The organism is Dyadobacter sp. CY312 (assembly GCF_021390535.1).
Taxonomy (GTDB): domain Bacteria; phylum Bacteroidota; class Bacteroidia; order Cytophagales; family Spirosomataceae; genus Dyadobacter.
The window spans coordinates 251,827-278,198 of record NZ_JAJUXG010000013.1 but is presented as its reverse complement, the minus strand read 5'-3'; the positions used below and the strand labels follow the sequence as shown (position 1 = coordinate 278,198).

The 26,372-nt window shown below is 41.9% G+C and carries 23 protein-coding genes; 9 read left to right on the top strand and 14 right to left on the bottom strand.

From position 1 onward, the window contains the following. Window positions 1-9: 9 nt before the first annotated feature. The 5 genes from LZG71_RS19540 to LZG71_RS19520 form a co-directional block, all read right to left on the bottom strand. Window positions 10-3,585, bottom strand: coding sequence for a TonB-dependent receptor (locus LZG71_RS19540; protein ID WP_233823188.1), 3,576 nt, complete (start codon window positions 3,583-3,585; stop codon window positions 10-12). Between the two features lie 212 nt (window positions 3,586-3,797). Further along, complete coding sequence (locus LZG71_RS19535; protein ID WP_233823186.1) at window positions 3,798-4,883, bottom strand: FecR family protein; 1,086 nt, start codon at window positions 4,881-4,883, stop codon at window positions 3,798-3,800. A gap of 80 nt (window positions 4,884-4,963) precedes the next feature. Then, window positions 4,964-5,563, bottom strand: a complete 600-nt coding sequence (locus LZG71_RS19530) for an RNA polymerase sigma factor (protein WP_233823184.1) — start codon at window positions 5,561-5,563, stop codon at window positions 4,964-4,966. Window positions 5,564-5,865: 302 nt separating this feature from the next. Then, window positions 5,866-6,201, bottom strand: a complete 336-nt coding sequence (locus tag LZG71_RS19525; RefSeq protein ID WP_233823182.1) for a hypothetical protein — start codon at window positions 6,199-6,201, stop codon at window positions 5,866-5,868. Between the two features lie 47 nt (window positions 6,202-6,248). Next, window positions 6,249-6,797, bottom strand: a complete 549-nt coding sequence (locus LZG71_RS19520) for an RNA polymerase sigma factor (RefSeq protein WP_233823180.1) — start codon at window positions 6,795-6,797, stop codon at window positions 6,249-6,251. A gap of 575 nt (window positions 6,798-7,372) precedes the next feature. On the opposite strand from LZG71_RS19520, the gene LZG71_RS19515 reads away from it, so the two are divergent. Beyond that, the gene (locus LZG71_RS19515; protein WP_233823178.1) at window positions 7,373-7,738 is read left to right on the top strand and encodes a hypothetical protein; all 366 of its coding nucleotides are present in this window, start codon (window positions 7,373-7,375) and stop codon (window positions 7,736-7,738) included. A 154-nt stretch (window positions 7,739-7,892) separates the two neighbouring features. Here the strand turns inward: LZG71_RS19515 and LZG71_RS19510 are convergent, their stop codons facing one another. The 3 genes from LZG71_RS19510 to LZG71_RS19500 all read right to left on the bottom strand — a co-directional run bounded on the left by LZG71_RS19510 (window position 7,893) and on the right by LZG71_RS19500 (window position 14,632). Then, window positions 7,893-10,703, bottom strand: a complete 2,811-nt coding sequence (locus LZG71_RS19510) for a pitrilysin family protein (protein WP_233823176.1) — start codon at window positions 10,701-10,703, stop codon at window positions 7,893-7,895. Window positions 10,704-10,948: 245 nt separating this feature from the next. Further along, a complete protein-coding gene (locus LZG71_RS19505) occupies window positions 10,949-11,572 on the bottom strand; it encodes a GyrI-like domain-containing protein (protein WP_233823174.1) in 624 nt (207 codons plus the stop codon). Between the two features lie 93 nt (window positions 11,573-11,665). Next, window positions 11,666-14,632, bottom strand: a complete 2,967-nt coding sequence (locus LZG71_RS19500) for a DNA polymerase III subunit alpha (protein WP_233823172.1) — start codon at window positions 14,630-14,632, stop codon at window positions 11,666-11,668. 43 nt (window positions 14,633-14,675) lie between these two features. Between LZG71_RS19500 and LZG71_RS19495 the strand changes: the two genes are divergently transcribed. Then, window positions 14,676-14,975 (top strand): HigA family addiction module antitoxin, encoded by a 300-nt coding sequence (locus tag LZG71_RS19495; RefSeq protein ID WP_233823171.1) that lies wholly within the window; start codon window positions 14,676-14,678, stop codon window positions 14,973-14,975. A 2-nt stretch (window positions 14,976-14,977) separates the two neighbouring features. Here the strand turns inward: LZG71_RS19495 and dinB are convergent, their stop codons facing one another. Then, window positions 14,978-16,207 carry a DNA polymerase IV gene (gene dinB / locus LZG71_RS19490; protein ID WP_233823169.1) on the bottom strand — a complete coding sequence of 410 codons (1,230 nt, stop codon included), beginning with the start codon at window positions 16,205-16,207 and terminating at the stop codon, window positions 14,978-14,980. 131 nt (window positions 16,208-16,338) lie between these two features. On the opposite strand from dinB, the gene LZG71_RS19485 reads away from it, so the two are divergent. Next, entirely contained in the window at window positions 16,339-17,100 is a 762-nt protein-coding gene (locus tag LZG71_RS19485; RefSeq protein WP_233823167.1) for a S24 family peptidase, read from the top strand. Between the two features lie 7 nt (window positions 17,101-17,107). On the opposite strand, the gene LZG71_RS19480 is transcribed toward LZG71_RS19485, so the two are convergent. From LZG71_RS19480 to LZG71_RS19470, 3 genes are all read right to left on the bottom strand, one after another. After that, window positions 17,108-17,362, bottom strand: a complete 255-nt coding sequence (locus tag LZG71_RS19480; RefSeq protein ID WP_233823165.1) for a Txe/YoeB family addiction module toxin — start codon at window positions 17,360-17,362, stop codon at window positions 17,108-17,110. Beyond that, window positions 17,359-17,583 carry a hypothetical protein gene (locus LZG71_RS19475; RefSeq protein ID WP_233823163.1) on the bottom strand — a complete coding sequence of 75 codons (225 nt, stop codon included), beginning with the start codon at window positions 17,581-17,583 and terminating at the stop codon, window positions 17,359-17,361. Before LZG71_RS19475 ends, LZG71_RS19480 begins: the two co-directional genes overlap by 4 nt. 75 nt (window positions 17,584-17,658) lie before the next feature. Continuing rightward, a complete protein-coding gene (locus LZG71_RS19470; RefSeq protein ID WP_233823160.1) occupies window positions 17,659-19,440 on the bottom strand; it encodes an ABC transporter ATP-binding protein in 1,782 nt (593 codons plus the stop codon). A 466-nt stretch (window positions 19,441-19,906) separates the two neighbouring features. Here LZG71_RS19470 and nusB point away from each other — a divergent pair, with 466 nt between their 5' ends. The 6 genes from nusB (at window position 19,907) to coaE (ending at window position 23,690) form a co-directional block, all read left to right on the top strand. Continuing rightward, a complete protein-coding gene (gene nusB, locus LZG71_RS19465) occupies window positions 19,907-21,073 on the top strand; it encodes a transcription antitermination factor NusB (RefSeq protein WP_233823158.1) in 1,167 nt (388 codons plus the stop codon). 94 nt (window positions 21,074-21,167) lie between these two features. Continuing rightward, window positions 21,168-21,470: a YtxH domain-containing protein gene (locus LZG71_RS19460; RefSeq protein ID WP_233823156.1), complete on the top strand. Its 303-nt coding sequence runs from the start codon at window positions 21,168-21,170 to the stop codon at window positions 21,468-21,470. Between the two features lie 11 nt (window positions 21,471-21,481). Continuing rightward, window positions 21,482-21,925 carry a DUF1573 domain-containing protein gene (locus LZG71_RS19455; RefSeq protein ID WP_233823154.1) on the top strand — a complete coding sequence of 148 codons (444 nt, stop codon included), beginning with the start codon at window positions 21,482-21,484 and terminating at the stop codon, window positions 21,923-21,925. Window positions 21,926-21,981: 56 nt separating this feature from the next. After that, window positions 21,982-22,284, top strand: coding sequence for a preprotein translocase subunit YajC (gene yajC / locus LZG71_RS19450; RefSeq protein WP_233823152.1), 303 nt, complete (start codon window positions 21,982-21,984; stop codon window positions 22,282-22,284). A 73-nt stretch (window positions 22,285-22,357) separates the two neighbouring features. After that, window positions 22,358-23,056 (top strand): hypothetical protein, encoded by a 699-nt coding sequence (locus LZG71_RS19445; RefSeq protein ID WP_233823150.1) that lies wholly within the window; start codon window positions 22,358-22,360, stop codon window positions 23,054-23,056. Between the two features lie 13 nt (window positions 23,057-23,069). Further along, on the top strand, window positions 23,070-23,690 hold the full coding sequence (gene coaE / locus LZG71_RS19440) for a dephospho-CoA kinase (RefSeq protein ID WP_233823148.1): 621 nt from the start codon (window positions 23,070-23,072) through the stop codon (window positions 23,688-23,690). Here coaE and LZG71_RS19435 read toward each other — a convergent pair. Both LZG71_RS19435 and LZG71_RS19430 read right to left on the bottom strand, forming a co-directional pair. After that, window positions 23,687-25,441, bottom strand: a complete 1,755-nt coding sequence (locus tag LZG71_RS19435; RefSeq protein WP_233823147.1) for a DNA polymerase III subunit gamma/tau — start codon at window positions 25,439-25,441, stop codon at window positions 23,687-23,689. The genes coaE and LZG71_RS19435 overlap by 4 nt on opposite strands. Before the next feature lie 36 nt (window positions 25,442-25,477). Beyond that, window positions 25,478-26,326 carry a family 16 glycosylhydrolase gene (locus LZG71_RS19430; protein WP_409013642.1) on the bottom strand — a complete coding sequence of 283 codons (849 nt, stop codon included), beginning with the start codon at window positions 26,324-26,326 and terminating at the stop codon, window positions 25,478-25,480. Window positions 26,327-26,372 lie beyond the last annotated feature (46 nt).

Sequence of the window (26,372 nt, the reverse complement as noted above, 5' to 3'; positions counted from 1 at the left end):
AGCGTTAAATTAAAATGAGAGATTTAAACCAACAATGAACTGGCGCTGATTAGGATACGCACCTTCATCAAGACCAAATGATGTTGAACCTTCTGTTTGGCTTTGACCAATTTCCGGGTCTATACCTGAATATTTGGTAATAGTAAACAGGTTGGCAGTTTGGAAATAAACTCTCAGGCGATCCAATCCAACTTTTTTTACCATTGCTGATGGGAAGGTGTATCCGATCTGAGCGTTTTTTGCACGCAGGTAAGATCCATTCTCAACATAGTATGAGTTAGGAACGTCCGTAGTACTGAAAGACCCTTTGCTTTCTTGTATCGGAGCTTTTGCGTTATGGTTTTCGGGAGTCCAGGAGTCGTAAAGAGCTGTGTGGCTTTTTGCTCCCTGGAAGTTGGCGTTGAAATCGTGCCACCATTTCAGGTTGTTCCAGATGTCGTTTCCTTGTACACCATAAAGAAATATACCAAAATCGAAACCTTTATAGTTAGCGCCAATATTCAAACCGTAACTAAATTTAGGACTTGGATTACCCAGGAAGGTACGGTCAGTAGCGGTTACTTGTCCATCTCCATTCAAGTCGGCATATCTGAATCGACCCACTTTTACATCTGTTTGATATAATGCTTCGGGATTTTTAGTTTTTTCCTGTATCGCACTATTTGCTGCATCAATTTCGGACTGCGAGTTCCAGAATCCATCAATTTTATAGCCATAGAATTGACCAATAGAATGACCAACAGCATTTCTTACAATACTGCTACCATTGAATCTGCGTCCTTCCTGATCAAAATAATCGATTCCTTCTGCGATGGATACAATCTCATTTTGATAGGTAGTGAGCGTCAACGTTGCGTTAAGTTTAAGATCTTTTGTAACCTGCTTTTCGCCGTAAACCGAAAGGTCTAGCCCTTGATTTTTCATTTGCGCAATGTTAACAGCAGGCGCAGAGCCCTGGCCAACAGTACCCGCAAGTTCGAGGGTATAAAGAAGATCTTTAATGTCTTTGCGGTAATAATCAGCAGAAATTTCCAATGCACCATTGAATAATGTTGCATCTACCCCAATGTTGGAGTTGATATTACTTTCCCATTTAGCATCCGGGTTACCAATTCGCGTTCTCTGGAAACCTTGCACTGTGCTGTTACTTGATCCCTTTATGTCATAAAATGAATGACTTCTGTTAAGACCGTAAGTGGTAAAAGAGTTGGCAGGGTTAACATTAAGCTGGTTTCCCATAATACCATATCCTCCGCGAATCTTTAATTCATCCACCCATGTAACGCCTTTCATGAAATCTTCCTGACTAACACGCCATCCTGCACTCACGGCAGGAAAAACTCCGTAGCGGTTGTTTAAGAATCTTGAAGATCCGTCGCGACGAATTGTTCCACTTAATAAATAGCGATCCTTAAAGCTGTAATCAATTCTTCCTATTAAAGAGTACAAGGCGTCTGTGTACCTATAACTTCTATGCGTTGGTGTTCCTGCTCCACTTCCGAAATCGGTGTAATTCGGGTCAAATGAGAAGTAACTCTGAGTTGAACCTTCAAAATAACGACCGGTATTTTGGTAAGCCTCTGTTCCTGCAAGAACTTTAATGTTATGAATTTCATTAAAGTTCTTTTCCCAGGTCAGCGTATTTGTCCAGGTCCAGTTGTAGCCAGAGTAACCGGTCTCATTATAGGCATTTGTTGTGGTGTTTTCTGCATTTTCATATTGTGGATAAGAAAATGAGCGGGAATTTCCTGTGAATATCGCTCCCCCAAAACTACTTCTCAATACGAAATCTTTAAGAAAATCGGCTTCAATAAATACGTTACCTGTAATTCTGTTATCCAGACCCTTGTTGTTTCTTGCGCGCTCTCTGATCGCTACCGGGTTTGCTGCATTACCCAATCCCGAACCAAATGATCCCGCATAGTTTCCTCTGATGTCGTGAACCGGGATAATTGGTTGCATTCTGTATGCCATACCAATACCACCACCTTCTTCCAAAATACCCGAACGAGGGTTATCCATAAGGGCAATTGCAAGATTCTCGCCAATACGTACGTGTTTGTTTACGTTGAATTGCGTGTTTGAACGCAAAGTGTAACGTTTCAGGTAAGTATTTAACAATGTTCCCTGCTGATTGAAATAGTTGAATGAGAACAAGTAACTTCCCTGTGCTCCACCACCGCCAACAGAAATATTGTGGCTGGTAATAGGAGCCGGTTTGAAAACTTCATGAAACCAATCGGTACCTGCCTGGTTTGCCTTTACTATTCTTGTGAAGGAGTTAAAATCACTAGCATCCGTGTAGTTTGGGTTTACATAGTAGGTAGACTCATCAACTTCTCCTTGTTTCTTTCCTGACGGCACAATGTAATAAGGAAGGGTGGGGGTTGATCCTTCGCCATACTGGTCATCTTTTAGGGCTTCTCCTGAATTTCTTTTTGCCATCCATTTCAAATCAGCCATTCCCTGAGGGCTTAGTATATTCCATACATTTCCTGATGGAGTACGCTGTGTACCGTAATAAGCATCATATGACACCTTCACTTTACCTGCACCTCTTTTGGTTGTAAGAACTACCACCCCATTTGCCGCCCGGGATCCGTAGATAGAGGCGGAACCAGCATCTTTCAAAATCTGCATGGTTGCAATGTCATTCGGGTTAAGGCTGTTGATATCATCCGTTGGTACACCATCCACAACATACAATGGAGAGTTGTTACCAAATGTGTTGATACCACGAATACGGATTTGCGGAGCCGTTCCCGGTTGTCCTGAACCAAGTACCGTTACACCAGACGCACGTCCCTGCAACTGGTTGGTTAAGTTAGAGTTTGGTTGTTCTGTTAGTTCACCCACTTTTACAACCGAAACTGCACCTGTAAGGTCCTTCTTTTTGGCAGTACCGTAACCTACAACAACCACTTCGCTAAGTAGTTTTTCGTCTTGTGTAAGTGTTACGTTAGCGGAAGACTGGTTTGCTGTTACATCTACGTCCTTCGGTGTAAAGCCAACGAAACTGAATGTAAGCGTAACATTTCCATCCGGTACGTCAATCTTATAATTTCCTTCTGCATCGGAGTTAGTACCTCTTTGAGAACCTTTAACTACAACGGATACACCTGGAAGTCCGGCACCATTGTTGTCGCTAACGACTCCGGCTATACTTCGGTCTAAAGCACTGTTTTCCTGGAATGATGTCGGCTTCAAATTTCCTGTCTGAGTTTGGACTCTTTTAAGAATGATTTGTTTACCTGAGACTTCAAAACCCAGATTGAGTGGTGAAAGTATCGTTTTTAACGCCGCTCCAAGCTGCTCTTGTTTGATGTTGACAGACACTTTACGGTCTGACTTCACCAGGCTGGAACTATAAAGGAATTTAACCTTAACCTGCTCTTCAATAGTGGATAATACCTTCCGTACATCCTGATTCTGCATATTAATGGTGACGCGGCTATTTAGTACTTCCTGCGCTTCACTTGTTCGTGCGAAGGCTATGCCGGATAGTAGCGCCGCAATGATAAGTTGGGTACAACTAAATCTCATAATGGTTTGCCAGTGAGCATAGTTAGGATACAATTTTTGCATAACTTTACAAAGTTTTGTTAAACATGAAAAAAATGGGACAAAACAAATCCTCCATCCGTCGTAAGCGGATGTAATCGTAAGAGAGAGGAAAACGATCAGGTTGATGATGGTGCAAACATCATCAGCCTTTTTTTGTGGTGTTAATTTTGCATAAGCAGGGTGGGTTAAGATTATAAATTAGTTAGGTTTTTCGGTACAATAGCTGGTAAATTTTATTCGCACCCCTTGCCGGAGATCACGATCTGCGCATTCACAATGGCGAATTCGGCCTCCACGCCTTTACAGATCAATTCAATTTTGTCGTATAAAGATTCCTGTGAAAAGGAGGCCGTAAGCAGGCAGTTTTTGAGAATGTCTTTATCGTATACAATATCAATTCCATAAGATTCTTCGAGATTTTTAAAAATATCTGAAACCGGTGCGTCTTCGAAATTGACAATGGCTGGTGTAATTGCCGCACAGGTGATAATTTCCGGAGCGTCAATCAGATATTTTTTCATGCTCTCCGCTTTCCTGGAATACAGCACCCTATGGTTTGGAGTTAGGATAGTCTCTTGGGACTGGTCGTAAAGTTCCATGTTTTGGCTACGCGTAAAAACAGACACTTTTCCTGTTTTAACGGCTACTTCCATTTGTTGGGAATTTTCAAAGGCTTTTATGGTAAAGCTCGTGCCTAATACCTTGGTGACCAATTCGTTGGCATACACAAAAAATGGACGTTTAGTGTTTCTTTTAACTTCAAAAAAAGCTTGTCCGGATAGATACACTTCGCGCTGCTCCTTTTCATTGAAATTGCCGGGGTAACTTATAGCGCTATTAGGTTCCAGAACAATATGGCTACTATCCGGAAGTGTGATGTTGATGGCTTTTGCTGTATTATTTTTTCTTTCAACAAGTGGGATTTCAGAGGAAGTAGTCAGTTTGTTGTAAGTGATGTCTATTTTTTTATGCTCCGGACGTAGCAACCATCCGACAGTGAGAATTATTACCGCAGCGGCTGCCGCTATACCAGAAAGCCTTGGCCAAAGGGGCTTCATTTTTTTCTCCGGAATCGCGACACCATTTTGTATCCTTCCCCATATATGGCCTATCTGCTGGTCATCCGGAAAGTTACTTTCCATCTCTGCTGCCATGGAAAACAGGATTTCTTTCGCAGTCGCAATTACTTCTGATTTTTCCGGGTGATTCTGCAAAAATTCCTGCCAGAAGCGATTGGCTTCGGTGGTTGGTTCGTCTACCCATTTTTGGAAATAGCTGTCTTCTAAGAAGTCTTCCAGCTCGAAATCTCCGTAATTCATACTAATGGTACTATTTTGTGTAAAAATTATACACGACCTATATATAGTAAGAGGAACCAACGTGTCGGTTTAACTCACTATCAGGAAAAAAAATTAAATAGTAATACGAGAAGAATATTATGAAGGGAAAGTTGGCGCAGTTTCGATACACCGCGTTGGATGAGGTTTCGAACCGATTGTTCGTTAATGGAGAGGATTTCTGAAATTTCAGCATAACTAAAGTCCTGATAGTAACGTAACATCAAAACCTCATACTGGCGTATGGGCAGGTTTTTCAGCCAATAGTTCAGGCTGTCTTTTTGATGTTGCACATCTTCCTCTTCTATGATATAAAATTCCTGAGGAAGCGTAACGGGAAGTGTTTCTTCTGTTATGCATTCCCAGTTTTGGGTAGTCGTGTTTGCTGGCGATAGTGATTTATGGATACGCCTTCTAAGAGAACGAAAAAGGTAAAACCGTGGAGATTCGACTTGAGACAGCCTGCTCCTTGTTTGCCAGAGATCAATAAACAGTTCCTGAATCAGGTCTTCTACAGCGTCTTCATCGGATAGTAGCTTTTTACCATATGAGAACAACACCCTTACATGGCGCTGGTAGAGCGTGGTGAATGCAACTTCGTCACCGAGCAGGAAAGCCTGCCATAGTAACTTATCATCATTAGTAGTAGAATTTGATACCAAAGTGCCAGAACGTTGCTTTTGACAAAAGTATTAAAATTTCTTCAAATAGATCAATTTTTGCTTTTATGCCAAATATAATTTATCAATTTGTTGCCACATTTTGATGTGAAGCTACGAAGCGGGCGAGATAATTGTCTTGAGATAAAGCAAGTAATAAAAATCTCCGAACTTAAATTGCTGTTGCTCAATGAAAATTGCGTCAACCAGCATTGTTGCCACTCGACGCACTCGCGACAGCTCTTACCGGAACGAACCCAATAATAAGTTAACGGTGCAGGTGCATCAATATACTTTTATTAACTTTATTTTCTACATCGTTTCCTCATTTCTTCTCTGAACTGTACTCGTTCTTCGTGACTCATCCCCATCCATTTTCCCCGCCATGATCTTGGTTCAAATGTGTCTTGTCCGGTATTTTCTTCGGACGTTTTATTCTTCAATTCTTCGCGCCAATTCCGGTGATTTCTGAATTGCGCCCCAAAATTTCCAAGCAGGATGCGGCAAAGCGCGAGTAAACCAACGGCCTGCCAATATCGGATCGGTTTAACATTTGTAAGATCAGGAAGGATCAGGTTCCAGAGTAGCATCACGATGTATCCCATAATCAGTGCTGCTGCCAACATTAAAAATGGGAACATGATGAATTTTTTTCTTGATCTATGTTGCTGATTCATCTTCGATGAGGTTAGTAATTTACAAATTCGTTATAGGTGGTTTCCAGTCGTTGGCGCAGATGCTGCACAGCATAGCGTTTTCTGGAAATGAGCGTCTTGATATTTTCTCCGGTCCTGTCAGCTATTTCCTGAAATGTCTGATCTTTCAATTCATTCCATATAAATACATTACGTTGGTTTTCTGGAAGCTCTTCAAGTGCGAACGTGAGCTGTTCCCAAAACATTTCACGCATATAAACCGTTTCTGGTGTCCCATCGTCTGCAAGCAGAATATCTTTGAATTGAAAGTCTCCGTCTTCGTCCTCAAAAGTGTGATCCGAAAGGGAATCAGGTTTTTGTTTCCGGTATTTGTCTATAATCCGATTTTTTGCCACTCTGTAGAGCCAGCTCCCGACCTGTTCAATTGCTTCAACTTCCGGTACCATGCTCAATTGATACCAAACATCCTGCAAAATATCTTCCGCATCTTCTTGCGAGCCCACGCGTTGCCGGATAAAGCCCAGCAATTGGTTGCTGTACGTCTTTACGGTCTGAATGATATTTGGCTTTTTATCTGGCAAAGTTAAATTGTATAAATAGTATCCGGGTTTGTAGACGAATAAAAACGGAAATTACTTTAAACTCTCCCGGATATTTTACATCCTTTATTCTTATTTGGATTTCTCTCTGATAAAGTTGTTGTTATCTGTCATGTTATCAGAATGTTAAGTGTTTATTTGGTCTTCGAAATGTTGTCTTTCAGAGAATTACTATGATTTAAGTGTTTCTATGGTTTTTTATAGGTAGCACCATATTTTCGTTATCTTCTCGGTATTGCTGATAATTCTTTAAAAAATACAATGATTTAAATTTCCGATGTGCAAAAATCACTTGTCAAATTTCTCACTACTTGTTGTACTTTTACTCTAAACATATAATTATTCCAATATTAATAGATAATAGCAAAAAGAACTTTTACTAAACTAAACGTCTGCTATTGACATTAATACTGTTTTGAGTATACCTTTGAATCATCAAAACGGAAAAGCGAAAGTTTAACGGAAAGATGAAAATAAACTTTGAGTGTAATTTTAGAGTATCTGAAAAGTACAATTAGTTTAATCAAAATTTAGACATTTAAAACATTAGAAATATTATGAAAAAATTAATTTTAACCGTTGCAGTTTTGGTGGGAGTATCTGCTGCAAATCTTTCTGTTGCTGGTGAAAAAGTTGCTAACAATGCAGCTGCTATCGAATTGGTTTCTTCAAGCGATTTGAAATTCAAATTAACTCTTGAAAACGTAAAAGAGAGATCTTCTCTGGTTATCAAGGATAGCGATGGATCAGTTGTGTACAGCACATCTATTCCTCAGTCAGAGAAGTACACAAAAATATTTGACCTTTCTAACCTGCTTGACGGTAACTACAGCTTTGTAGTAAACAATGGTGGTGACGTAACTGCGAAACCTTTCGCTATCGCTACTGAAACAAAACGTCTGGTTACAGCGGTTGTTAAATAATTAAGCAATCAGGTTGACGCCTGATCGTCTGAAATAAGGAAAAGAGCGTCTTTCAAAGGCGCTCTTTTTTCGTTTACAAGGTGAAGCTGAATTAAAAACAAAGAGGATGCTCTTGGTAGAAGCATCCTCCGATTAGCTGATTATCGGCAAAAACCTATTTCGTTTCCGGCATCAGCACTACTTTAATGAAATTGTCATCGTTGAAATATTTGTTTGCAGCAGCTTTTGTGCTTTCTACTGTAATTGATTTGAGCAACTTATCCTGCATGAATACTTCTTCCAGGTCGTCGCCTAGGAATGTGTTGTCATCCAGGTAATTCAGCCAGAAACCGTTGGTTTTTAAGGCTGTTTCCATCTTCCGGTTTGTTTCTGCTACAAACTTTTCGATGTCTTTTTTATCGGCACCGTTCTGTTTTACTTTCGTTATTTCCTCCTGTGTGCGTTTCACAAGTTTGTCCACGTTTTCAGGAGCGCAACCAAAGCCAATACTGAAACGATAATGTCCAGTCGGGAATTTATCCGTACTTTCAGAAACACCAACACCGTATACACCGCTTTCTTCCTCACGAAGCGCTTCAATCAGTTTGATCTGCAATACTTCCTGTAATGCCTCAATTTGAATATTGTTTTCCGGGTTATACTCATATTCGCCGCTCGCGATCAACGAAACACGACTTTTTGGTTCAAGACCCTTGTAGATCGTTTTTTCGATCCGACCTTTTGGAGGATAAATATTAGGATGTTTGAAGGTATCGTCACGATCAGTTGATGGCAATGAACCGAGGTACTTTTCGAGCAGCGGCTTAATCTCTTCAATCTTAAATGCACCCACAAGTGTGAACACAAAATCGGATGCATCAGCGAAGCGATCTTTGTACATTTCAACAGCGCGATCAAGATTTATCTTATCTATACTTTCCGGAGTCAGTGGCTTGCGATCCGGATTGTAATTAGTAAGCACTGCGTTGAGCGAATCTGAAAAGACTTTTTCCGGAGTCAGCGTCTTTTTCATGTTCTCAAGATATGCCTTTTGGTTCGCAAGAAGTCCCGTTACAACGTTGGCGTCCTTACGTGGCTCGGTGAAATAGGCGTAGATAAGCTGCAAAGTTGTTTCCAAATCTTTTGGATTGGTACTGCCGCCAACTCCTTCTGTCAATTCACTCAGGTACGGACCGCCATTTACCGTTTTTCCTGCCAAAAACTTTTGGAGCTGTGTTTGATTATATGGACCAACGCCGCCGGATTGAATCAGATAACTCGCAAACATCCCCGTTTCACGTTCACCCGGGAACAATGAATATCCACCTTTTGCAGTTGCTTTAATCAGGATTTCGTCATTCTTAAAATCCGTAGGTTTAAGCATCACTTTCACACCGTTGGATAAGGTTAGTTCAGTCATTTCCAATTTTGGAAAGGCTTTTTCACTTACGATCTTACCTGCTTTTGGCTCTGCCGGAAGAAGTGGCGAATCCAGTACGTCGTCTACGTAAGCTGTAACATCCTTACCGGTATCTGCCAGAAGTGCACGGATTTTCGCTTCGGTCGGAATCTCATCTTTGCTCTTCTCAGGCCCCATAATCACAACCGATCTGTTTTTGTCGGTGATGTATTTTTTAGCCAATGCGTTTACTTCATTAAGCGATACGCCCTCCAGGTATTTTTGTACAAGATCAAAATACGCTTGTGCACCCATAAAAGGTTTGTCATTCAGGAAATGGTCGAGGTATTCCTGAACGTGGTTAGACGATTTGGTTTTATCCCGCTCTTTGTAATATTGTTCAATGGCATTCGAGAAATCTTTTTTCGCGCGATCGAGCTCTGGTTGGGTAAAGCCAAACTTCTGAACACGCGCGTTTTCCTCTAACAGTGCGATCAGGGCTGTTTCTATTGAAGGTGCATCCTTTGCAACCGCAACAGAGGTGTAAGATTCCAGATCCCCCAGGAAATTGCCATACTCACTGCCTCCGTATAGAAATGGTGGGTTTGCTTTCTGCGTTAATTCCTGCATCCGCTGACCCATCATGGCATTGTAAAGTTGCTGCGCAAAGTTGTCGCGTACATCTTTTAATGTTTTTTCTTTGGAACCAGGCTGTTTATAAATCAACTGGATTACATTCTGTGGATACTCAGGATCGGTCACAATTGCCACGTTGGTCGAACCATCCAATGGGATTTTATACTCCGTACGTTTTTTGGGTTTGGCCGGAAGAGTCATCGATCCGAATTTCTGTTTGATCGTTGCTTCGACTTTGTTAACATCAAAATCGCCAACGGCAATCACCGCCATGAGGTCGGGGCGATACCAGTCTTTGTAAAAAGCCTTGATCGTTTCCGGTTTGAAAGATTTCAGAATACTGTCTTTACCGATCGGAAGACGATCCGCGTAGCGTGAATTGTTCAGGATCATTTTCAGGTATTTGTCACGCATGCGTTGTTGCGCTCCGCGTCCCATCCGCGACTCTTCCAATACCACACCACGCTCTTTTTCAATTTCTGCCGGATCCAGAAGAGCACCATGCGCCCAGTCTTCCAATACCTGTAATCCCTTATCCAGCAATCCCGCTGAATCTGTTGGGATTGGCAACATATATACTGTCTCATCAAAACCGGTGTATGCGTTCAAATCTGCCCCAAAACGTACACCGGTCGTTTGAAGAAAATTGACCAACTCATTTTTTGGGAAGTTTGTAGTACCATTGAAATTCATGTGTTCCATGAAATGCGCAAGTCCTTGCTGGGCATCGGTTTCGAGAACAGAACCTGCTTTTACAGCAAGCCGAAGTTCTGCCCGATTTTTTGGCTCACTGTTCTTTTTGATGTAATAGGTGAGTCCGTTTTTCAATTTTCCCATTTTGACACTTGGATCAAGCGGAACAATCTGTTTCGATAAATCCTGGGCGTACAGAGGAGATGTGAAACTAAATCCGACACCGATAAAGCACCAAATTAAAAAGGTCTTTTTCATTATTCTTAGTTGAAATTGATAAAATGCAAGAGAAAACGAAAGATATAGTTAAAGCTTGCTATTCCAAAGTAGATAATAGAAATGTTTAACAAAAATTAACGCTGACACCACCTGGTTTATCAGGCGTATGTCAGCGTGAAATTTTTAAACACAAACTGAAATTTTTATCTTATAGTCAAAGACTTCGCTCCCAAAAGTTGATGATTAACTCACACACTTTTCCAGATGAAGGAGGTTTGGCACCTCTAAATTACCGGTTCCCGTAATATCGTTTTTAGTTTTTCCGGAGCTGTTTTGTTGAAATCCGACAAATAGATTTCGTGGTGCAAACCATTTCTGCCGAAGTTATTTTTTTGTATAAATTGCATCATCACGGCAAGCGTTTCAGGTTCGTTGCTGAATGGGCCTACGTGCAACATTTGAACTGACTTTCCTTCATTCATCCCAAAAAAGCTGATGTTTTCTACAAACGGAATGCCTTTCTTTTTTAGCACGGCATCTTTCGCGGCTAGGATGTCTGACTCGCTGACAAATTCCGGCATCTGGATCAATAGCCGATATTCCCATTCGCTTCTTGGTATCAGTTTGGGCGCATCAGCCATGGTAACGCCTCCAAATTTTGCGTCGTCAAACCACCAAAGTCCTTCGAGTTTTGCGACGACGAAATCATGTCCTTTTGCCTTAAAATTGAATTTTAAATGATAGGCTGTGGCGTAAAGCGCCTGAATATTCATTTGATACATTTTCTCTGAGGGATCGCCTTTTCCGGTAATGGACAGATACCGGGAGGGGTGAACATGCACTAATTCCGGCTTTGGCTTTGCCGTGTAATATTCTTTAAATGTTTTGGTTAAATCTATTTTGCTCATTTTGTGCCGATGGTTTGGATTTTTGATGTCCAAAGAAAATATTCATAAATGACAACAGTATGTCAGTATATCTGATTTTATTTCTAACCGGACTTAGTCAAACCTCCCAACAGAATCCATCCTCACGATCTCTTCAACTTCAATGGTCAGAAACTCAAATTCCTCGGTCACTTTTCCGCAGATTTTATAGATACCCTTTGTCGAAAATTTGTACTTCGCAGCAACGGGTGGGAAGTGAACCGTATCAATAAATTGCCCTTCCTGATCGAGAAATGTGCCAAAATACATGGTTTCTCCTTTTGCAGTACGGGTATTTTTGGTTGCGACCAGATAACCGTACTGAATCACATTTTGGTCGATGTATTTGTGCAGGTCTTTGGACATCACGCTTCTTGGTAAGGTATGTTTTACAAGATCAAACGGACTGCAAAGTGGAAACCCAAGCAATTCGATTTGATCGTAGGCATCATCGACCAGGGATGACTCAAAAACGGGTAATTCGAAATCTTTTACTTCGGCAGTAAATAGTTGTTTTTGAGGTACTTTTGGTGTTTTGTTAATCCAGAAATGCGCCTTCCAAAGCAATGATTTTTTGTCAATTCCCGTAAAACGAAATGCGTCGATACGAATCAGAATGGTGATTTGTTCAATCGAAATCGCCACCCGATCCAGGAAATTATTCAATGAGGTAAAAACTCCGTCAGACTTTCGTGCACGTACGATTTTCTCGATTGTTTTTTCTTCTATTTCATTCAGGAACTGCATGCCGATGTAAATGTTCTTACCTTCAATAACAGTTTCTGCATTGCTGTGGTTGACACACGGCGCCAGAATGTTTGCTCCGTGCAGCCTTGCTTCGTGAATGTAAAGTTCAGGTGCATAAAATCCGCCTCCGTTGTTCAGTACCGCCACCATGTATTCCAGTGGATAATAGGCTTTCAGAAAAAGTGTCTGGTAGCTTTCCACGGCGTAAGATGCGGAATGTCCTTTCGCAAAAGCAAAGCCTGCGAAGCTCGCGATCTGGTTCCAGACATCATGCGCTAATTTGTCGTCATGGCCTTTTTTTCGACAGTTTCTAAAAAATTTCTCGCGAACTGAATCGAATTCTTCGCGTCGCCGAAACTTCCCGCTCATACCCCGGCGGATAATATCAGCCTCACTTAATGTAAGATCAGCAAATAGATGAGCTACTTTAATCACATCTTCCTGATATACCATAATTCCATAAGTGTCCTTCATCAATTCAAGCATTTCCGGATGCGCTTCCTTTCTCCTTTGTTTGTCGCGGTGCCGTAAAATGTATTCCCGCATCATGCCGCTTTTCGCAACGCCTGGGCGGATAATTGAACTGGCGGCTACAAGACCCAAATAGTCATTGACTCGCAATTTTTTAAGAAGCATGCGCATCGCAGGCGATTCTACATAAAAACAGCCTATACACTGACCATCTGCAATGAGGTCATTGATTTTGGGATCGACTTTGAATTTTTTGACATCGTCTATATCAAATTCAGGTTCGTCGGGTCGGTTATAACGGATTACTTCCAGCGTTTCCTTAATTTTTGCCAAACCTCTCTGTCCGAGAATATCGTATTTGTTCAGCCCAACATCTTCCGCAATCACCATATCAAACTGCGTAGTTGGAAACCCTTTTGGAGGAAGATCCGTAGCAGTAAAATAATGAATGGGCTGTTCCGAAATGAGTATGCCACCTGCATGGATGCTCAAATGATTGGGTTGATTGTTGTCCTGTAAGTACTTCGCATAATTTATTACCAGACCGGAAAGCTGATCCAGTTTGTTAGGATCATATTTGCCATCGCTCAATGCATCGATTTCGTAAGTGGGTAAGCCAAAAACTTTCCCCAATTCGCGCACAGCGGCACTATGCTGAAAAGTACTGTATGTAGCCAGTAAAGATGCCTGGCCATTTTTTCCATAAGTGTCGAAAATATAGCGGGTAACATCTTCCCGGTCGCGCCAGGAAAAATCGATATCAAAATCAGGTGGATTTTTTCGGTACAAATTCATGAACCGCTCGAAATAAAGATCGAGTTCAATCGGATCAACATTGGTGATATTCAGCAGGTAAGCTACAATGCTATTCGCGCCGCTTCCCCGGCCAACATGGTAATATCCCTTGTGGCGCGCATAATTGACGATGTCGTGATTGACTAGGAAAAACGGAATGTAGTTTTGCTTTTCAATGAGATCAAGCTCCATCGCAATCCTGTCAAAAATCTGATCATTTACCGACTGTCCGTAGCGATATCCAATTCCTTGATAGCTCAATTGCCTGATACGATGAAAATCATCTTCCTTGCTTTTTCCAAATACCTGTAAATTCTGATTTTCTCTTTCTTCGCCAAAGCTGAACTGAATGTTACAGCTTGCCATTAACTTTTCCGTATTGTAAGTGATCGGGTCAAAATCCTGGAAATGATATTTCAGGATTTTTTCCTGTATAATCAGCTCTGTTTCTTTGGCTGTATCGGTCGGTTGCAGTTTGCTCAAAATCGTATTTTGGTCAATAGCCCTGAGCAACCGGTGCGCGTTAAAATCTTTCTTGGTTCGGAAACTCAGCGGCTGCAATGCCACAAGTTTGTCCTTGTGTTTATACAGGGGTGAAAAACGGAGCCTGTTCAAATCATTGGTAGAAATACCGATGTATTCGTTTGGTAAGAAGTTTTCCTTTTTAGTTTTTAACACTTTCTCAAAGGGATAGATAAAAGCAACGTTTTCAGACAGCGGAGCTTCATCAGGAAAATTTCTCTTTGCATTGGAATACTCCGACAAAAAACCATTGAGTTCCTGAAACCCGGCATTGTTTTTTGCCAACCCGACAAATTGCTGTTCAACGCCATTGCGAAAGTCGATTCCAACAAGGGGCTTGATGTCGTATCTCGGAGCCATTCGTATAAAATTAAGACATCCCGAAGTGTTGTTGATGTCTGTGAGTGCAATTGAGCCATATCCGTTTTCTTTACCCATTTTCAATAGTTCTTCTTCCGGAATCAAACCGTAGCGGAGACTAAAAAACGAGTGGCAATTGAGTAACATGGTGTTTTGAGGAAATGAATTTTATATGCTTAATTTTATATTTATGGAAAAACTGAAAAATATTCATCCGGGTGAGATTTTATTGGAGGAATTCTTAAACCCAATGGGCGTGACTGCATATAAACTTGCGAAAGACACCGCCATCCCTCAGACCCGGGTTAGTGAAATTATAAAAGGTCGAAGAAGGATCACTGCTGACACCGCCCTTCGGTTTAGTAAATACTTTGGAACCACACCTAAATTTTGGCTTGGTTTGCAGGATGATTTCGATTTGGAAGAAGAACAGCATTTGATTTTTAACGAGTTAAGTAATATTCAAACTGTGGATTATCAGGTCAGTTAGCATCAAGCATTCCTATGAGCCGGAATAATAGGCGGTTCTCCATTAAACGGATTTCCCATGCTCGCAATACTAGGAATTCCGAGCGTTGTTCCCCAGCTTAAAATTGAATTGCCCCGCTTGTCTGTGCCATATCGGTTTCGGATATAATCCATGGCCTGATACAGATTTAGCTTTTCCTCGGTATCATCAAACAGGTTGATCTGATAATTTCCTCCCACCAGATCACTGAAATTCACGCCCACGAGCCGCACCATCATCCGGCGGTTGTGGAGTTGGTCAAACAAGCGTTCTACTTGCGGAATAAGAATGTGATCGGCAGATGTGTAGGGGATTTTGAGCTGCCGGGAAACAGTATTAAAATCAGAATACCGGATCTTGACAGAAATACAAGAGGTTAGTTTTTCTCCAATGCGCAGTTGATACGCCAGATTCTCCGCCATAGCCCTGATCATTTCTCGCATCAATTTTACATCGCCTGTGTCCTTGCCAAACGTTCGTTCATTCGAGATCGACTTCCTTTCGTGAAAAGGAACAATAGGAGAATCGTCGCGACCGTTGGCTCGATTCCATAATGCAATGCCATTTTTACCCAACACCTTTCCCATCATTTCCATGGGCATATCCTGTATCGTTTTTACATACTTAATACCAAGATCATTCAGTACCTGCGCCGTTTTGTCGCCTACCATCGGAATTTTCTGGATACGCATCGGTGCCAAAAAATCCTTTTCATCACCCTGCTCAACTCTTTTTTCATTGTCAGGCTTTGCTACTCCCGTTGCGACTTTGGAAACCAGCTTGTTAGCCGAAAGCCCGAAAGAAATGGGAAGGCCACTTTCCCTTTTAATGCGTTGGCGAAGTTCGGATGCCATACGATGGCAGCTGTGAAATTTGTCAAGCCCCGACAAATCCGCATAGAATTCGTCGATACTTGCTTTCTCAAAAATCGGTACTGTTTCCTTTATAATTTCGGTCACAACTTTGGAATGATCGGAATAAGTACCACCATTGCCTCTGATCACAGTTGCTTCCGGGCAGAGATTTCGTGCCATTTTCATTGGCATGCCGGAATGAATGCCGTAAGGACGGGTTTCGTAACTGCATGCAGCCACAACCCCGCGGTCGCCTATGCCACCAACCAATACAGGTTTGTTGTTTAAACGAGGCTCAATTAACCTTTCAACGGATACAAAAAATGTATCAAGATCCATGTGAAGTATCGTGCGATCCATGAGTTTGGAAATTTTACAATTTTATGGATTATTTCCAAATATATGGAAATGATCCTGATTTATAAAAGGAAATATTCCAAAATATTTTTATCTTTGAGATTATTAAGGAGTTACAGACTTAATTCAGGAATATGTCAGTCGAAGAAGAGTTCAGGCGGTTTAAGCAGATAAGGGAAGAGTTAAAACTTACGCAGGCTACGTTTGCAGAAGAGCTTGGTATTGGCGCAACAACAGCCGATATCGAGCGGGGGCGTACGCGTATTCCAGGTTCTGCTGTGAAAGAGCTTTTGAAAAAGTATCATATCAATCCGCTTTGGCTTTTTGGTGAAAGCGGGCAGAAATATCTCAGGGCGGAAGAGGTGGCGATGAGCCCCAAGGTGATCACGGTTGACAATGAGGGAAAAGAAAACATCGTTTTGGTGAATGCCAAAGCTGCTGCTGGTTATCCATTAAACATCGGCGATACACAATGGTTTGAAAGTCTGCCTGCATTCAGTATTCCTTTGCCTGAATACCGTAATGCGTCTTTTCGCGGATTTCAGGTGGATGGAGATAGTATGTTACCTGCCTTGCATTCAGGAGAATGGATTGTGGGCCGTGCCGTGGATGACTGGGATAATCTGGCTGGTAACCGAATGTATGTTGTCGTGACGGCAGATAGTATTCTTGTTAAGAAAATACAGAAGGACAATGCCACAACTTACATCAATCTGATTTCACTCAACCCGGAATATACACCGATCCGTATTGATCGCAGCGAAATTCGTGAACTCTGGCAGGTGAACAGTAAACTAAGTTTTGATCTGGATGCAGATTTTCAAAATGTAAGCCTGCAAAGTTTACATCAGGAAATGAAGGAATTGAAAGAAGAAGTGAGGAAGATGGCGAAGTAGGGAGACGCTAGTAATGGAAGCGGCATTGTATAATATGAACTGAATCCTTTTTTACTTCGTAAACTAATCTGTGTTCATCAGTAATACGTCTGGACCAAAAGCCACTAAGGTTGCCCTTTAGTGGTTCGGGTTTTCCCTTACCTTCAAAAGGAGTGCGGAGACATTCTCTGATGAGTTCATTTATTTTCTTGACAATTTTTATATCTGTTGTTTGCCAATAGACATAATCAGCCCAAGCGTCACGATCCCAGGAAAGAATCATTCTTCAATCAAATTATAATATTCAACATCTCCATTTTTTGAACGATCAATAGCTGCGAGTAAACGGCTTTTATTTGTAGAAGTGCTAAGCAGATAATCAGTAGTGTCCATCTGATTTGCGGAGCTACTTTCTACTTTCTTGAATTTAATAAATGGAATACTTTCAATCAATTCCATTATAAAAGAGACCTTGTTGTCAGGTACTTCCAATTCTATTTTCATATTTCAACGGAATAGTAAGTGGTTGAACAATAACAAATATAAGAATAAACAGTGGTTTTGTTAAGGCGATGTTTATCAAACTTCCTCCGCCATCAACTGCTTCTCATACAATTCTTTATAAGCGCCATTTTTCGCCATGAGCTCGGTGTGTGTGCCCTGCTCAACAATCTTCCCATCGTCCAGTACAACAATGCGGTCGGCCAGCTTGGCTGAGGAAACGCGGTGGGAAATAATTACGGATGTCCGTTGATCCATAATCCTTTTCAGGTTGTTCAGAATAATGTTTTCTGTATTGGTGTCAACAGCCGAAAGGCAATCGTCCAGGATTAGGATTTTGGGGTCCCTCGCAATGGCGCGTGCAATAGAAAGTCGCTGTTTTTGTCCGCCGGATAGCGTGATACCACGTTCACCAAGCATCGTTCCATAGCCCATTGGGAAATCCTGGATGTTTGTATAAAGATCCGCATCTTTCACAGCCTGCTCAATACGCTCAAAAGGCATATCAGTTGTTCCAAATCTTACATTGTTTTCAATAGAATCAGAGAAAAGAAAAACATCCTGGGGGACATAGCCGATCTGCCGGCGATAGGCATGTACGGCGTAATCTTTCAAAGGAATATTGTCAACAAGAATTTCACCTTCGGTGGGATCATATAAACGGCAAAGCAGATGCGCCAATGTACTTTTTCCCGAGCCTGTTGTGCCCAAAATCGCGACGGATTCTCCTTTTTCAACTTTAAGATCAAAATTTTCCAGCGCCTTAATTCCCGAATCGGGATATACAAAGCCCACGTTTTTAAACGTAATGGAGCCTTCCAGCGGGTGCGTAATGTTTTTGTCAGAAATGAGTGTTGTTTTCACATCTAAAAACTCATTGATCCGTTGCTGAGAAGACGCGGCCCGTTGTATCTGACTGGTGGTCCAACCCAAAGCCATTACCGGCCAGGTCAGCATGTTCACATAAAGGATGAACTCCGTAATGTTGCCGGGAGTGAGGTTCCCGTTAATAATTTCCTTTCCGCCAACATAAATGATGAGAATATTACTAAGCCCTATCAGCAGCAAAATGATCGGGTAAAAAAACGAATCGACCTTTGTCAGTTTCAGGGATTTGTTCTTAAAATCCTCCGCTTCTGTTTTGAAATTGGAAAATGAATGATCTTCCTGAACGAAAGATTTTATGACCCTTATACCCGAAAAGGCTTCCTGTACGTAAGTGGACAGGCTCGAAAGCTGTTTCTGAATTTCCTGTGAACGCTTCATGATCATGCTATTGACCACGTAAACACTGATGGAAAGCAACGGCAAGGGCAGTAAAACATAGAACGTCAGTTTTACATTCACAGTAAGCATGTATGAAATCACCAGGAAAAACAACACAATAAGGTTGATTCCGTACATAAGAGCAGGGCCGACGTAAATTCGCACATTGCTCACGTCTTCCGAAATTCTGGCCATTAAATCACCCGTGCTGTGTTGTCTGAAAAAGCTGGTTGGCAGCGTTTGATAATGTTGGTACACATCGTTTTTCAGGTCAAATTCAATATGTCTCGACATGACGATGATGGTTTGCCTTACCAGGAAAAGAAAAATTCCTTTCAGTAATGCCATCGCCAGGATCAGCAAACCATATAACAGAATGCTGAATGCGAAAATATCGTACATCTTACTTTGAAGCGCAGAGCCGCCAAAAAGGTAATAAATATCCAGTGTTTCAATCACCAGATCCAACGCATAGCGAACCAGCTGGGCCGGTATAATACCAAAAAGGTTGGATATGACTGTGAAAACGGTTCCCAGAATGAGGTACCATTTATATTTCCATAAGTACTGGTTGAGGTACTTTAATGCTTTCAAGAGATATAGAATTAAAAGCGAGCCTTTACCGGATCGATTGGTTTAATAAGGAAAATCGAGATGAAAATGTTCAATACCTGTTTCCATCTGTAATTTTTGACAAAGTTAAAAAGAAGAATTAAAGGGGAATTGTAAAAACGTTAAAGAATATCATGAACTGCGTAATAGGAGATAAGACCAATTTTTCTGGTAAAGTCCGTCATATTCATGCTGAAAAATTATCCATTCCGCTCATCTTGCCAAAGATTGACCTGTTTGTCGGGAAAAATTAGCGAATCTTTTACTGAATGCTGTGTCCCGGTATGGTAAAATGGGAGCTTTCAATTTTTCCGATTCTTAACAAAATAGTCTAATTTTGCACTCTATTTAAAAAAGAAACGCAGGGCTGGTAACTATTAACCTTGCAATAACATGCAGACACGTTCTTTGGTTTACTGTACCTTTTTATCCATTAGTTATCCGGCATATGCTGAATAGAAGATTATTAAGAACAAAAGCTGTTCAGGCGCTTTACGCGCGAAAATTGACCGCTGATGCCAATCGCCTGCTGGCGCTGGATCAAATTGAAGAGGCTTTTGCGCCAGATCTGAACTCAATGGAGTTTCAGGATCGCGTTAAACTCAATGAAATGAAGAAACAGGCAGGTGTTATCCTCGACGAACTTATCAAAACCGGTAATTCGAACGAAGCTGAGGAAATTCCTGCAAAAGTTAGTGTCGTTGCCAAAAGTGCTTTTCTTGCTTACCAGCGACAAACCGGCAGCGATGGACAGAAAATGGTTCGCCGGGTATTGAATGAAACCGAATCCATTTATGTCGATTTTATAAGAGTGCTTTCCATGTTGATTGAGTTGTCGCATCAGGCAAAAATTGACAGAGAAAGACGTTACGACGATCCGGAAGCACCATTTCCAAAAGACGGAGGACTTAATACCAATCAGGTAATACAGGTTCTTACGGCTGACAAAAATCTTGAAGAAGAAATTATCAGAAATGGTATCAATTGGAGTAATGAGATGAACCTGATCCGAAAAATATATCGGGAAGCTCTCAGAAAAGATGCTGAATACGAAAAGTATTGCAGCCAGGCGTCCCACACGCCGGAGGAGGATCAGCAAATCATCCAGTATATCTTACGTCAGGTTATTCTGAAACATGAAATTTCACTGGGATATCTGGAACAGCGTGACTTGTACTGGACAGACCACAGCGAACTGATTCGCAGCCTTGCAATTAAAACCTTGAAATCTGCTGATAGCAGCGAAACCCTGCAACTTGCCCCGCTTACCAAAGATTGGGAAGAGGATAGTTCTTTTGTAGAGGAATTGTACAGGATTGTGATTGAAGAGAGTGATCAGTACGACGCATATCTGGACGATCAGCTTAAAAACTGGGAATTGGACCGTATTGCCCTTGTGGATATGATCATACTTAAAACTGCATTGGCAGAATTGATTCATTTTCCAGGAATTCCGGTTAAGGTGACAATCAACGAATTTATTGAGATTGCTAAAAGGTACAGTACCCCTAAAAGTGGTAAGTTTGTGAACGGTGTGCTTGATGTATTGTCCGTGAAGCTTGCCAAAGAAGGCGTGATACGCAAAAGCGGAAGAGGATTGATTGACAATAAATAGTAAAGTGGGAAGGTTTGTCGGGTGTGGAATAATTTTTGACAACATTGGTTAACAATTCAGCGAAATGCTGGTTGTTCATAAAAACTAACAAACCATGAGCAAAACAACTAACGGTTTAATTGCATTTGTGACCGGCTGTGTAACAGGAGCGGCACTTGGGGTATTGTATGCACCCTATAAAGGAGAAGTATTGCGTACGCAGCTGACATATCGTTTGTCTAAGTACCGCGAAAAGCTTCAGGACGTCATTGAAGATTTGGTTGATAAAAGAGATCAGCCGGACAGTTTCGCCAAAACGGAAAGTGAAAGAGTAGTAAACGATGCGCGTGAAAAGGCAGAGAAATTGCTCGAAGACGTGGATCGCCTGATGGCTCAAATAAAAGGAGAAGCGAGCTGAAACCTTACGTTATGAAGAAAATATGCACGTTTGCATTTCTTTTTGGAATATCCATTTCTTTACTGAGCTGTTCAGGTACAGAGAAGAAAAGTGAATCAAAACAGGCAGGGTCAAAGCTGCCTGTTTTGGCTTTGATGGACAGCTCTTCTTATGATTTTGGGACTGTGCAGGAGGGGGCGGTTGTGGAGCACACATTCCGATTCAGAAATGATGGTGAGTTTCCACTGATATTGAACAACATCACTTCTTCTTGTGGCTGTACAACACCAGAATGGCCGAAGGAGCCGATTGAAGCCAATGCGACTTCCAGCATCAAAGTGCGGTTTGATACTAAAAACAAATCGGGACCTCAGGTTAAAACAATCACAGTATATGCCAATACAGAGCCGGCTTATTCGGAGTTGCGTTTGAGAGGTATTGTGAATGCTGCACCAAAACCAGCGGCAGAAAATTAAAAAGCATACAGTTATTTTATTTAAATTTTAAAACCGGACATCTTCCTTTTTTCATAATGAAATTATCTCTTTTAGTACAAGCAGCAGCAGGTGGCGACCAAGCCATGATTTATCAGGTGGTGATGTGGGTCGGTATCATCGGCGTATTCTATTTTTTCATGATACGTCCACAGCAAAAAAAGGCCAAAGAACAAAAAGCTTTGTTGGGCAACCTCAAAAAAGGTGATTCTGTCGTTACAATCGGAGGGATACATGCTAAGGTATATACTGTTGAGGAAGCCATTGTAGTATTGGAACTTGACAAAGGGGTTAAGCTTACAGTTGAAAAATCAGCAATTTCCCGTACCATTGCGGAATAAGTAATTAATAGTTGTTTGTTGAAAACAATTTCGCAAAGTGCTTTTCAATAATTAAACTAACCGGTGATTTGCTGTGAGTGAAGTTCCTTCAGGAAAAAATAAAGTAAAAACCTTCTTGGTTTGTGTGTTGGCCGCCACTTTTTTTTGGTTAATGAATGTGCTTAATAAGGATAATTATTCTATCAAGCTTAATTATCCTCTTTCAGTGGAATTCGACAATGCAGCGTTTGTTCCTTTGCAGCCGTTACCCAAGCGGGTTTCAGTAAATGTCTCGGGTAACGGCTGGAATTTGCTACGTAAGTCCTGGCTGAACTTCAATGCCTCTCCTGTAATTTATAAAGTAAACAATCCCAACAAGTCGAGCTACATCAATTCCACGACGCTTACGGATCAGATTACCGGATTATTTCCGGACTTGCATGTTAATTATGTAGTAGCTGACACGTTTGAGCTAAGTTTCGAGCGTAAAATCAGAAGAATCATTCCGATTCGGGTAGATAGCGCCGGCATTGACATTCCTCCTGGTTATGTGATATCCAGTATCATTAATGTATCGCCATCACTCATATCTGTGGATGGACCTATTTCGATGATACGCACTTATCCGGACACGATCAGACTAAGAATATCCGCGCCGAAGATTCAGAATAACTTCGATGAAATTTTGCCGATCCCACTTCCTGTCTCTCCCTTGGTGGAGGTTAGTCACCGATCGGCCGGTGTTAGTTTTGAGGTAGCACAATACCTTAATCCTGTTCCACCGAAGCCATAAACGACTAACAGCGATGGACCTGACTGATCGTATCCCACTTCAGATTGGCGTTACCGGCGGAATAGGCTCCGGAAAAAGTATAGTCTGCAAGGTTTTTTCCTGTCTTGGAATATCGGTCTATGATGCTGATACACGTGCTAAATGGCTTACGACACACGATTCCGGAATCCGTGAAAAGGTCGTTGCTTTGCTTGGTCCTCTCGCCTACGATGCATCCGGCGAATATAATCGCTCATATGTTGCTTCAATTGTTTTCAAAGACGAACTGCTTCTCAAAAAGCTAAATGCGATCATCCATCCCGTGGTTTTGAAAGATACAGAGAAATGGATGTCGGAGAGGGGCAACCAGCCCTATGTTATAAAGGAGGCTGCCATTATGAAGGCTGCCGGTGACGCAAACAAGCTTGATTATGTTGTGGTAGTTCAGGCGCCTCAAGAGCTTAGAATCAGGCGAATTTTACAACGCGACAAACGAAGTGAAGACGAGATCAGGGCAATTATCGAACGTCAGATCTCTGACGAAAAACGAAAAGCGATCGCAGATTTCTTTATTCAAAATGATGAAAATGCTGCCTTGATCCCACAAGTGCTGGACCTTCATAGGGCTTTCCTTGAAAAGCGGAAGAGCCGCTAAAAATCGACATCCAATCCTAAGGCTTGTTTTAAGTCTAGTAAGTGAGGGTTTTTCTCGGCCAGGTAGCTGAATTTTTCTGCCGGGGTGTATGGCAAACGGCTCACTTCCTGTGGTGCAACTCTTGGAGCAATATCCAGTTTTGGTTCGTTGAATCTGCTTTTCAAAAACCCGAGCAGATCGTAACGCATTCCTTGAATGGCGTCAAACTGGTGGTCGTTGTCCAGAATGACTTCAATTGAAAAACCGTCTAACCTGAACTCTTTTCTCAGAGCAATTTCTTCGGTCGTTGAGTTCTTTACCTGCCTTCTTTTTTCTGCAAATTCGTACCAGGCACTTTGTAAATTCTCGAAGGTCAAGTCTTCAACTCTGCCAGACTGAACTATTGTAGCATGCCCGTCTTGTTTTTCTTCTGCTTTCTGAGAAGTTGCTATTTCCTGAGCTGAGGCAATGAGCTGGGTGGTACTTCTAAGTTTCGATGGTTTGGCGGCAGTATTGACTGTAACAGAAGCAGGCGCAACGACAGGTTCTGGTCGCGGTGCTGCGGTTCTTTCATAAACTGGTGCAGCAGGTTCTGTTGTTATTTGCTGAGGTCGTTCGGGCTCAACTTTTTTTTTTGCCGTTTCATCAACGGCTGCAAGTGAATTAAGTTGAAGAATGTGCGTCAGATGGGCCAGTTTCATAAGACACAGCTCGACGTGTAGTCTCTGATTCTTGGCAGATTTATAGTTGATGTCGCACTGGCTCGCCACACTAAGCGCCGATAGCAGAAAACTCATATCGGCGGAAACAGCTTGTTCCAGATATTTTCTTTCAGCAACCTCGGAAACCTGCAAAAGAGTAACGGTGGCAGGATCTTTACATACCAGTACATTTCTGAAATGTTCCAGCAGACCTACCACAAACAAATGTCCGTCAAATCCTTTTCTTAAAATTTCATCGAATAACACCAATGACCTGGCAACACTGCCGGACGTGAGTGCGTCGGTTATTCTGAAGTAATAGTCGTAATCAAGAATGTGCAGGTTTTCCAGCACAGCCGCGTAGGTGAGATGGTTGTCCGTTGAAAACGTAACGTTTAAGTCGAACATAGAAAGGGCATCACGAAGACCGCCATCTGCCTTTTGGCCGATCAGTTCCAACGCTTCTTTTTCAGTCTCAATTCCTTCCTTTTTTGCTATGTCTGCAAGATGGTAGGCAATATCCTTAGGCTGTATGCGGTTGAAATCAAAGATCTGGCAACGTGAAAGTATGGTCGGCAGAATCTTATGTTTCTCGGTTGTCGCTAAAATGAAAATAGCATAACCAGGTGGTTCTTCAAGTGTTTTCAGGAAAGCGTTGAAAGCCGCTTGTGAAAGCATGTGAACCTCATCAATGATGTAGATTTTATATTTGCCTGTCTGAGGAGGATAGCGAACCTGATCAATCAGATTTCGTATATCTTCCACAGAGTTGTTGGATGCTGCATCCAGTTCATGCACATTGAATGATGCATTGTTCTGAAAACTTACGCAGGATTCACACGCTCCGCAAGCTTCCACATCCTCACTTAAATTCTGGCAATTAATGGTTTTTGCTAAAATACGCGCACAGGTTGTTTTTCCCACACCCCTTGGTCCGCAAAAAAGAAATGCCTGCGCCAGGTGATTGGTGCGGATGGCATTTTTAAGCGTAGTAGTAATGTGTGATTGGCCAACCACCGAGTCGAAGGTGACGGGACGATACTTCCTGGCCGAAACAACGAAATGATCCATGGGCGCAAGTTACTTCCATGCGCTGGAATTTCAAAGCTACTTTTTTTCAACCAAAGGGTAAACCCGTACATAATCCACCTCCATTTTTTGAGGGAAGATGCTGTCATCCACGCCTTTCTGACCTCCCCAATCGCCTCCAACGGCAATGTTTAATAAAAGATGAAAAGGTTTGTCGAATGGCCATTCTTCCCAGGAATAGAAGGTTTCTTTCTTAAATTTGAAATATTGGACCCCATCAATCAAGATGCTGATTCCCTCTGGCGTCCACTGGCACGCATACACGTGAAACTCAGAATCCGCATTGACGGTCATGATCTTGTTGCCCTTATTGGTTTTTATGGCGTGGTTAAAAGCCTTCGTGTGCACATTACCATGAATGCGATTTGGGTCGAAACCGACATGTTCCATGATGTCAATTTCGCCGTTGTCCGGCCAGCCATTGTTTCCGTAAGTATTGGTACTTGCGAGCATCCAAATGGCCGGCCACGTGCCTGTTCCTTTCGGTAGTTTGGCTTTAATCTCAAATTTTCCATATAAGAAATCGCCCTTACCCTTTGAAATCAGTCTGGCCGAGCTATATTCCATTTTCCCTGACTTTTCCTTAATCACCTCAATTATCAGCTTGCCGCCCTCTACACGGGCATTTTTTGCAAGGTCAGTATAGTTTTGCAGCTCATGGTTGCCCCAGCCATGGTCCCCCAGGTCGTAGCTCCATTTCGCAGGATCTGGTTTGCCGGTATATTGGAATTCATCCTGCCACATTGGTGTTTTTCCGAACTCATATTTTGAAGGTGCAGCGGGAGCCTTTGGGAACAACTGCTGTGCGTTACAGTTTATAGCAATCAGGCTAAGGGATATAAAAAGTGCTAAAGGTATGGATTGCATAATCATTTTAGCTAATTAACCCTGTTTGCTAGTTGGTGTAATAATT

Bases quoted from the DNA above. Each gene is read 5' to 3' on its own strand.
- LZG71_RS19540 (WP_233823188.1), bottom strand. From the start codon at position 3,585: ATGCAAAAATTGTATCCTAACTATGCTCACTGGCAAACCATTATGAGA.
- LZG71_RS19535 (WP_233823186.1), bottom strand. From the start codon at position 4,883: ATGAATTACGGAGATTTCGAGCTGGAAGACTTCTTAGAAGACAGCTAT.
- LZG71_RS19525 (WP_233823182.1), bottom strand. From the start codon at position 6,201: ATGTTCCCATTTTTAATGTTGGCAGCAGCACTGATTATGGGATACATC.
- LZG71_RS19515 (WP_233823178.1), top strand. From the start codon at position 7,373: ATGAAAAAATTAATTTTAACCGTTGCAGTTTTGGTGGGAGTATCTGCT.
- LZG71_RS19510 (WP_233823176.1), bottom strand. From the start codon at position 10,703: ATGAAAAAGACCTTTTTAATTTGGTGCTTTATCGGTGTCGGATTTAGT.
- LZG71_RS19505 (WP_233823174.1), bottom strand. From the start codon at position 11,572: ATGAGCAAAATAGATTTAACCAAAACATTTAAAGAATATTACACGGCA.
- LZG71_RS19500 (WP_233823172.1), bottom strand. From the start codon at position 14,632: ATGTTACTCAATTGCCACTCGTTTTTTAGTCTCCGCTACGGTTTGATT.
- LZG71_RS19495 (WP_233823171.1), top strand. From the start codon at position 14,676: ATGGAAAAACTGAAAAATATTCATCCGGGTGAGATTTTATTGGAGGAA.
- dinB (WP_233823169.1), bottom strand. From the start codon at position 16,207: ATGGATCGCACGATACTTCACATGGATCTTGATACATTTTTTGTATCC.
- LZG71_RS19485 (WP_233823167.1), top strand. From the start codon at position 16,339: ATGTCAGTCGAAGAAGAGTTCAGGCGGTTTAAGCAGATAAGGGAAGAG.
- LZG71_RS19480 (WP_233823165.1), bottom strand. From the start codon at position 17,362: ATGATTCTTTCCTGGGATCGTGACGCTTGGGCTGATTATGTCTATTGG.
- LZG71_RS19475 (WP_233823163.1), bottom strand. From the start codon at position 17,583: ATGAAAATAGAATTGGAAGTACCTGACAACAAGGTCTCTTTTATAATG.
- nusB (WP_233823158.1), top strand. From the start codon at position 19,907: ATGCTGAATAGAAGATTATTAAGAACAAAAGCTGTTCAGGCGCTTTAC.
- LZG71_RS19460 (WP_233823156.1), top strand. From the start codon at position 21,168: ATGAGCAAAACAACTAACGGTTTAATTGCATTTGTGACCGGCTGTGTA.
- LZG71_RS19455 (WP_233823154.1), top strand. From the start codon at position 21,482: ATGAAGAAAATATGCACGTTTGCATTTCTTTTTGGAATATCCATTTCT.
- yajC (WP_233823152.1), top strand. From the start codon at position 21,982: ATGAAATTATCTCTTTTAGTACAAGCAGCAGCAGGTGGCGACCAAGCC.
- coaE (WP_233823148.1), top strand. From the start codon at position 23,070: ATGGACCTGACTGATCGTATCCCACTTCAGATTGGCGTTACCGGCGGA.
- LZG71_RS19435 (WP_233823147.1), bottom strand. From the start codon at position 25,441: ATGGATCATTTCGTTGTTTCGGCCAGGAAGTATCGTCCCGTCACCTTC.
- LZG71_RS19430 (WP_409013642.1), bottom strand. From the start codon at position 26,326: ATGCAATCCATACCTTTAGCACTTTTTATATCCCTTAGCCTGATTGCT.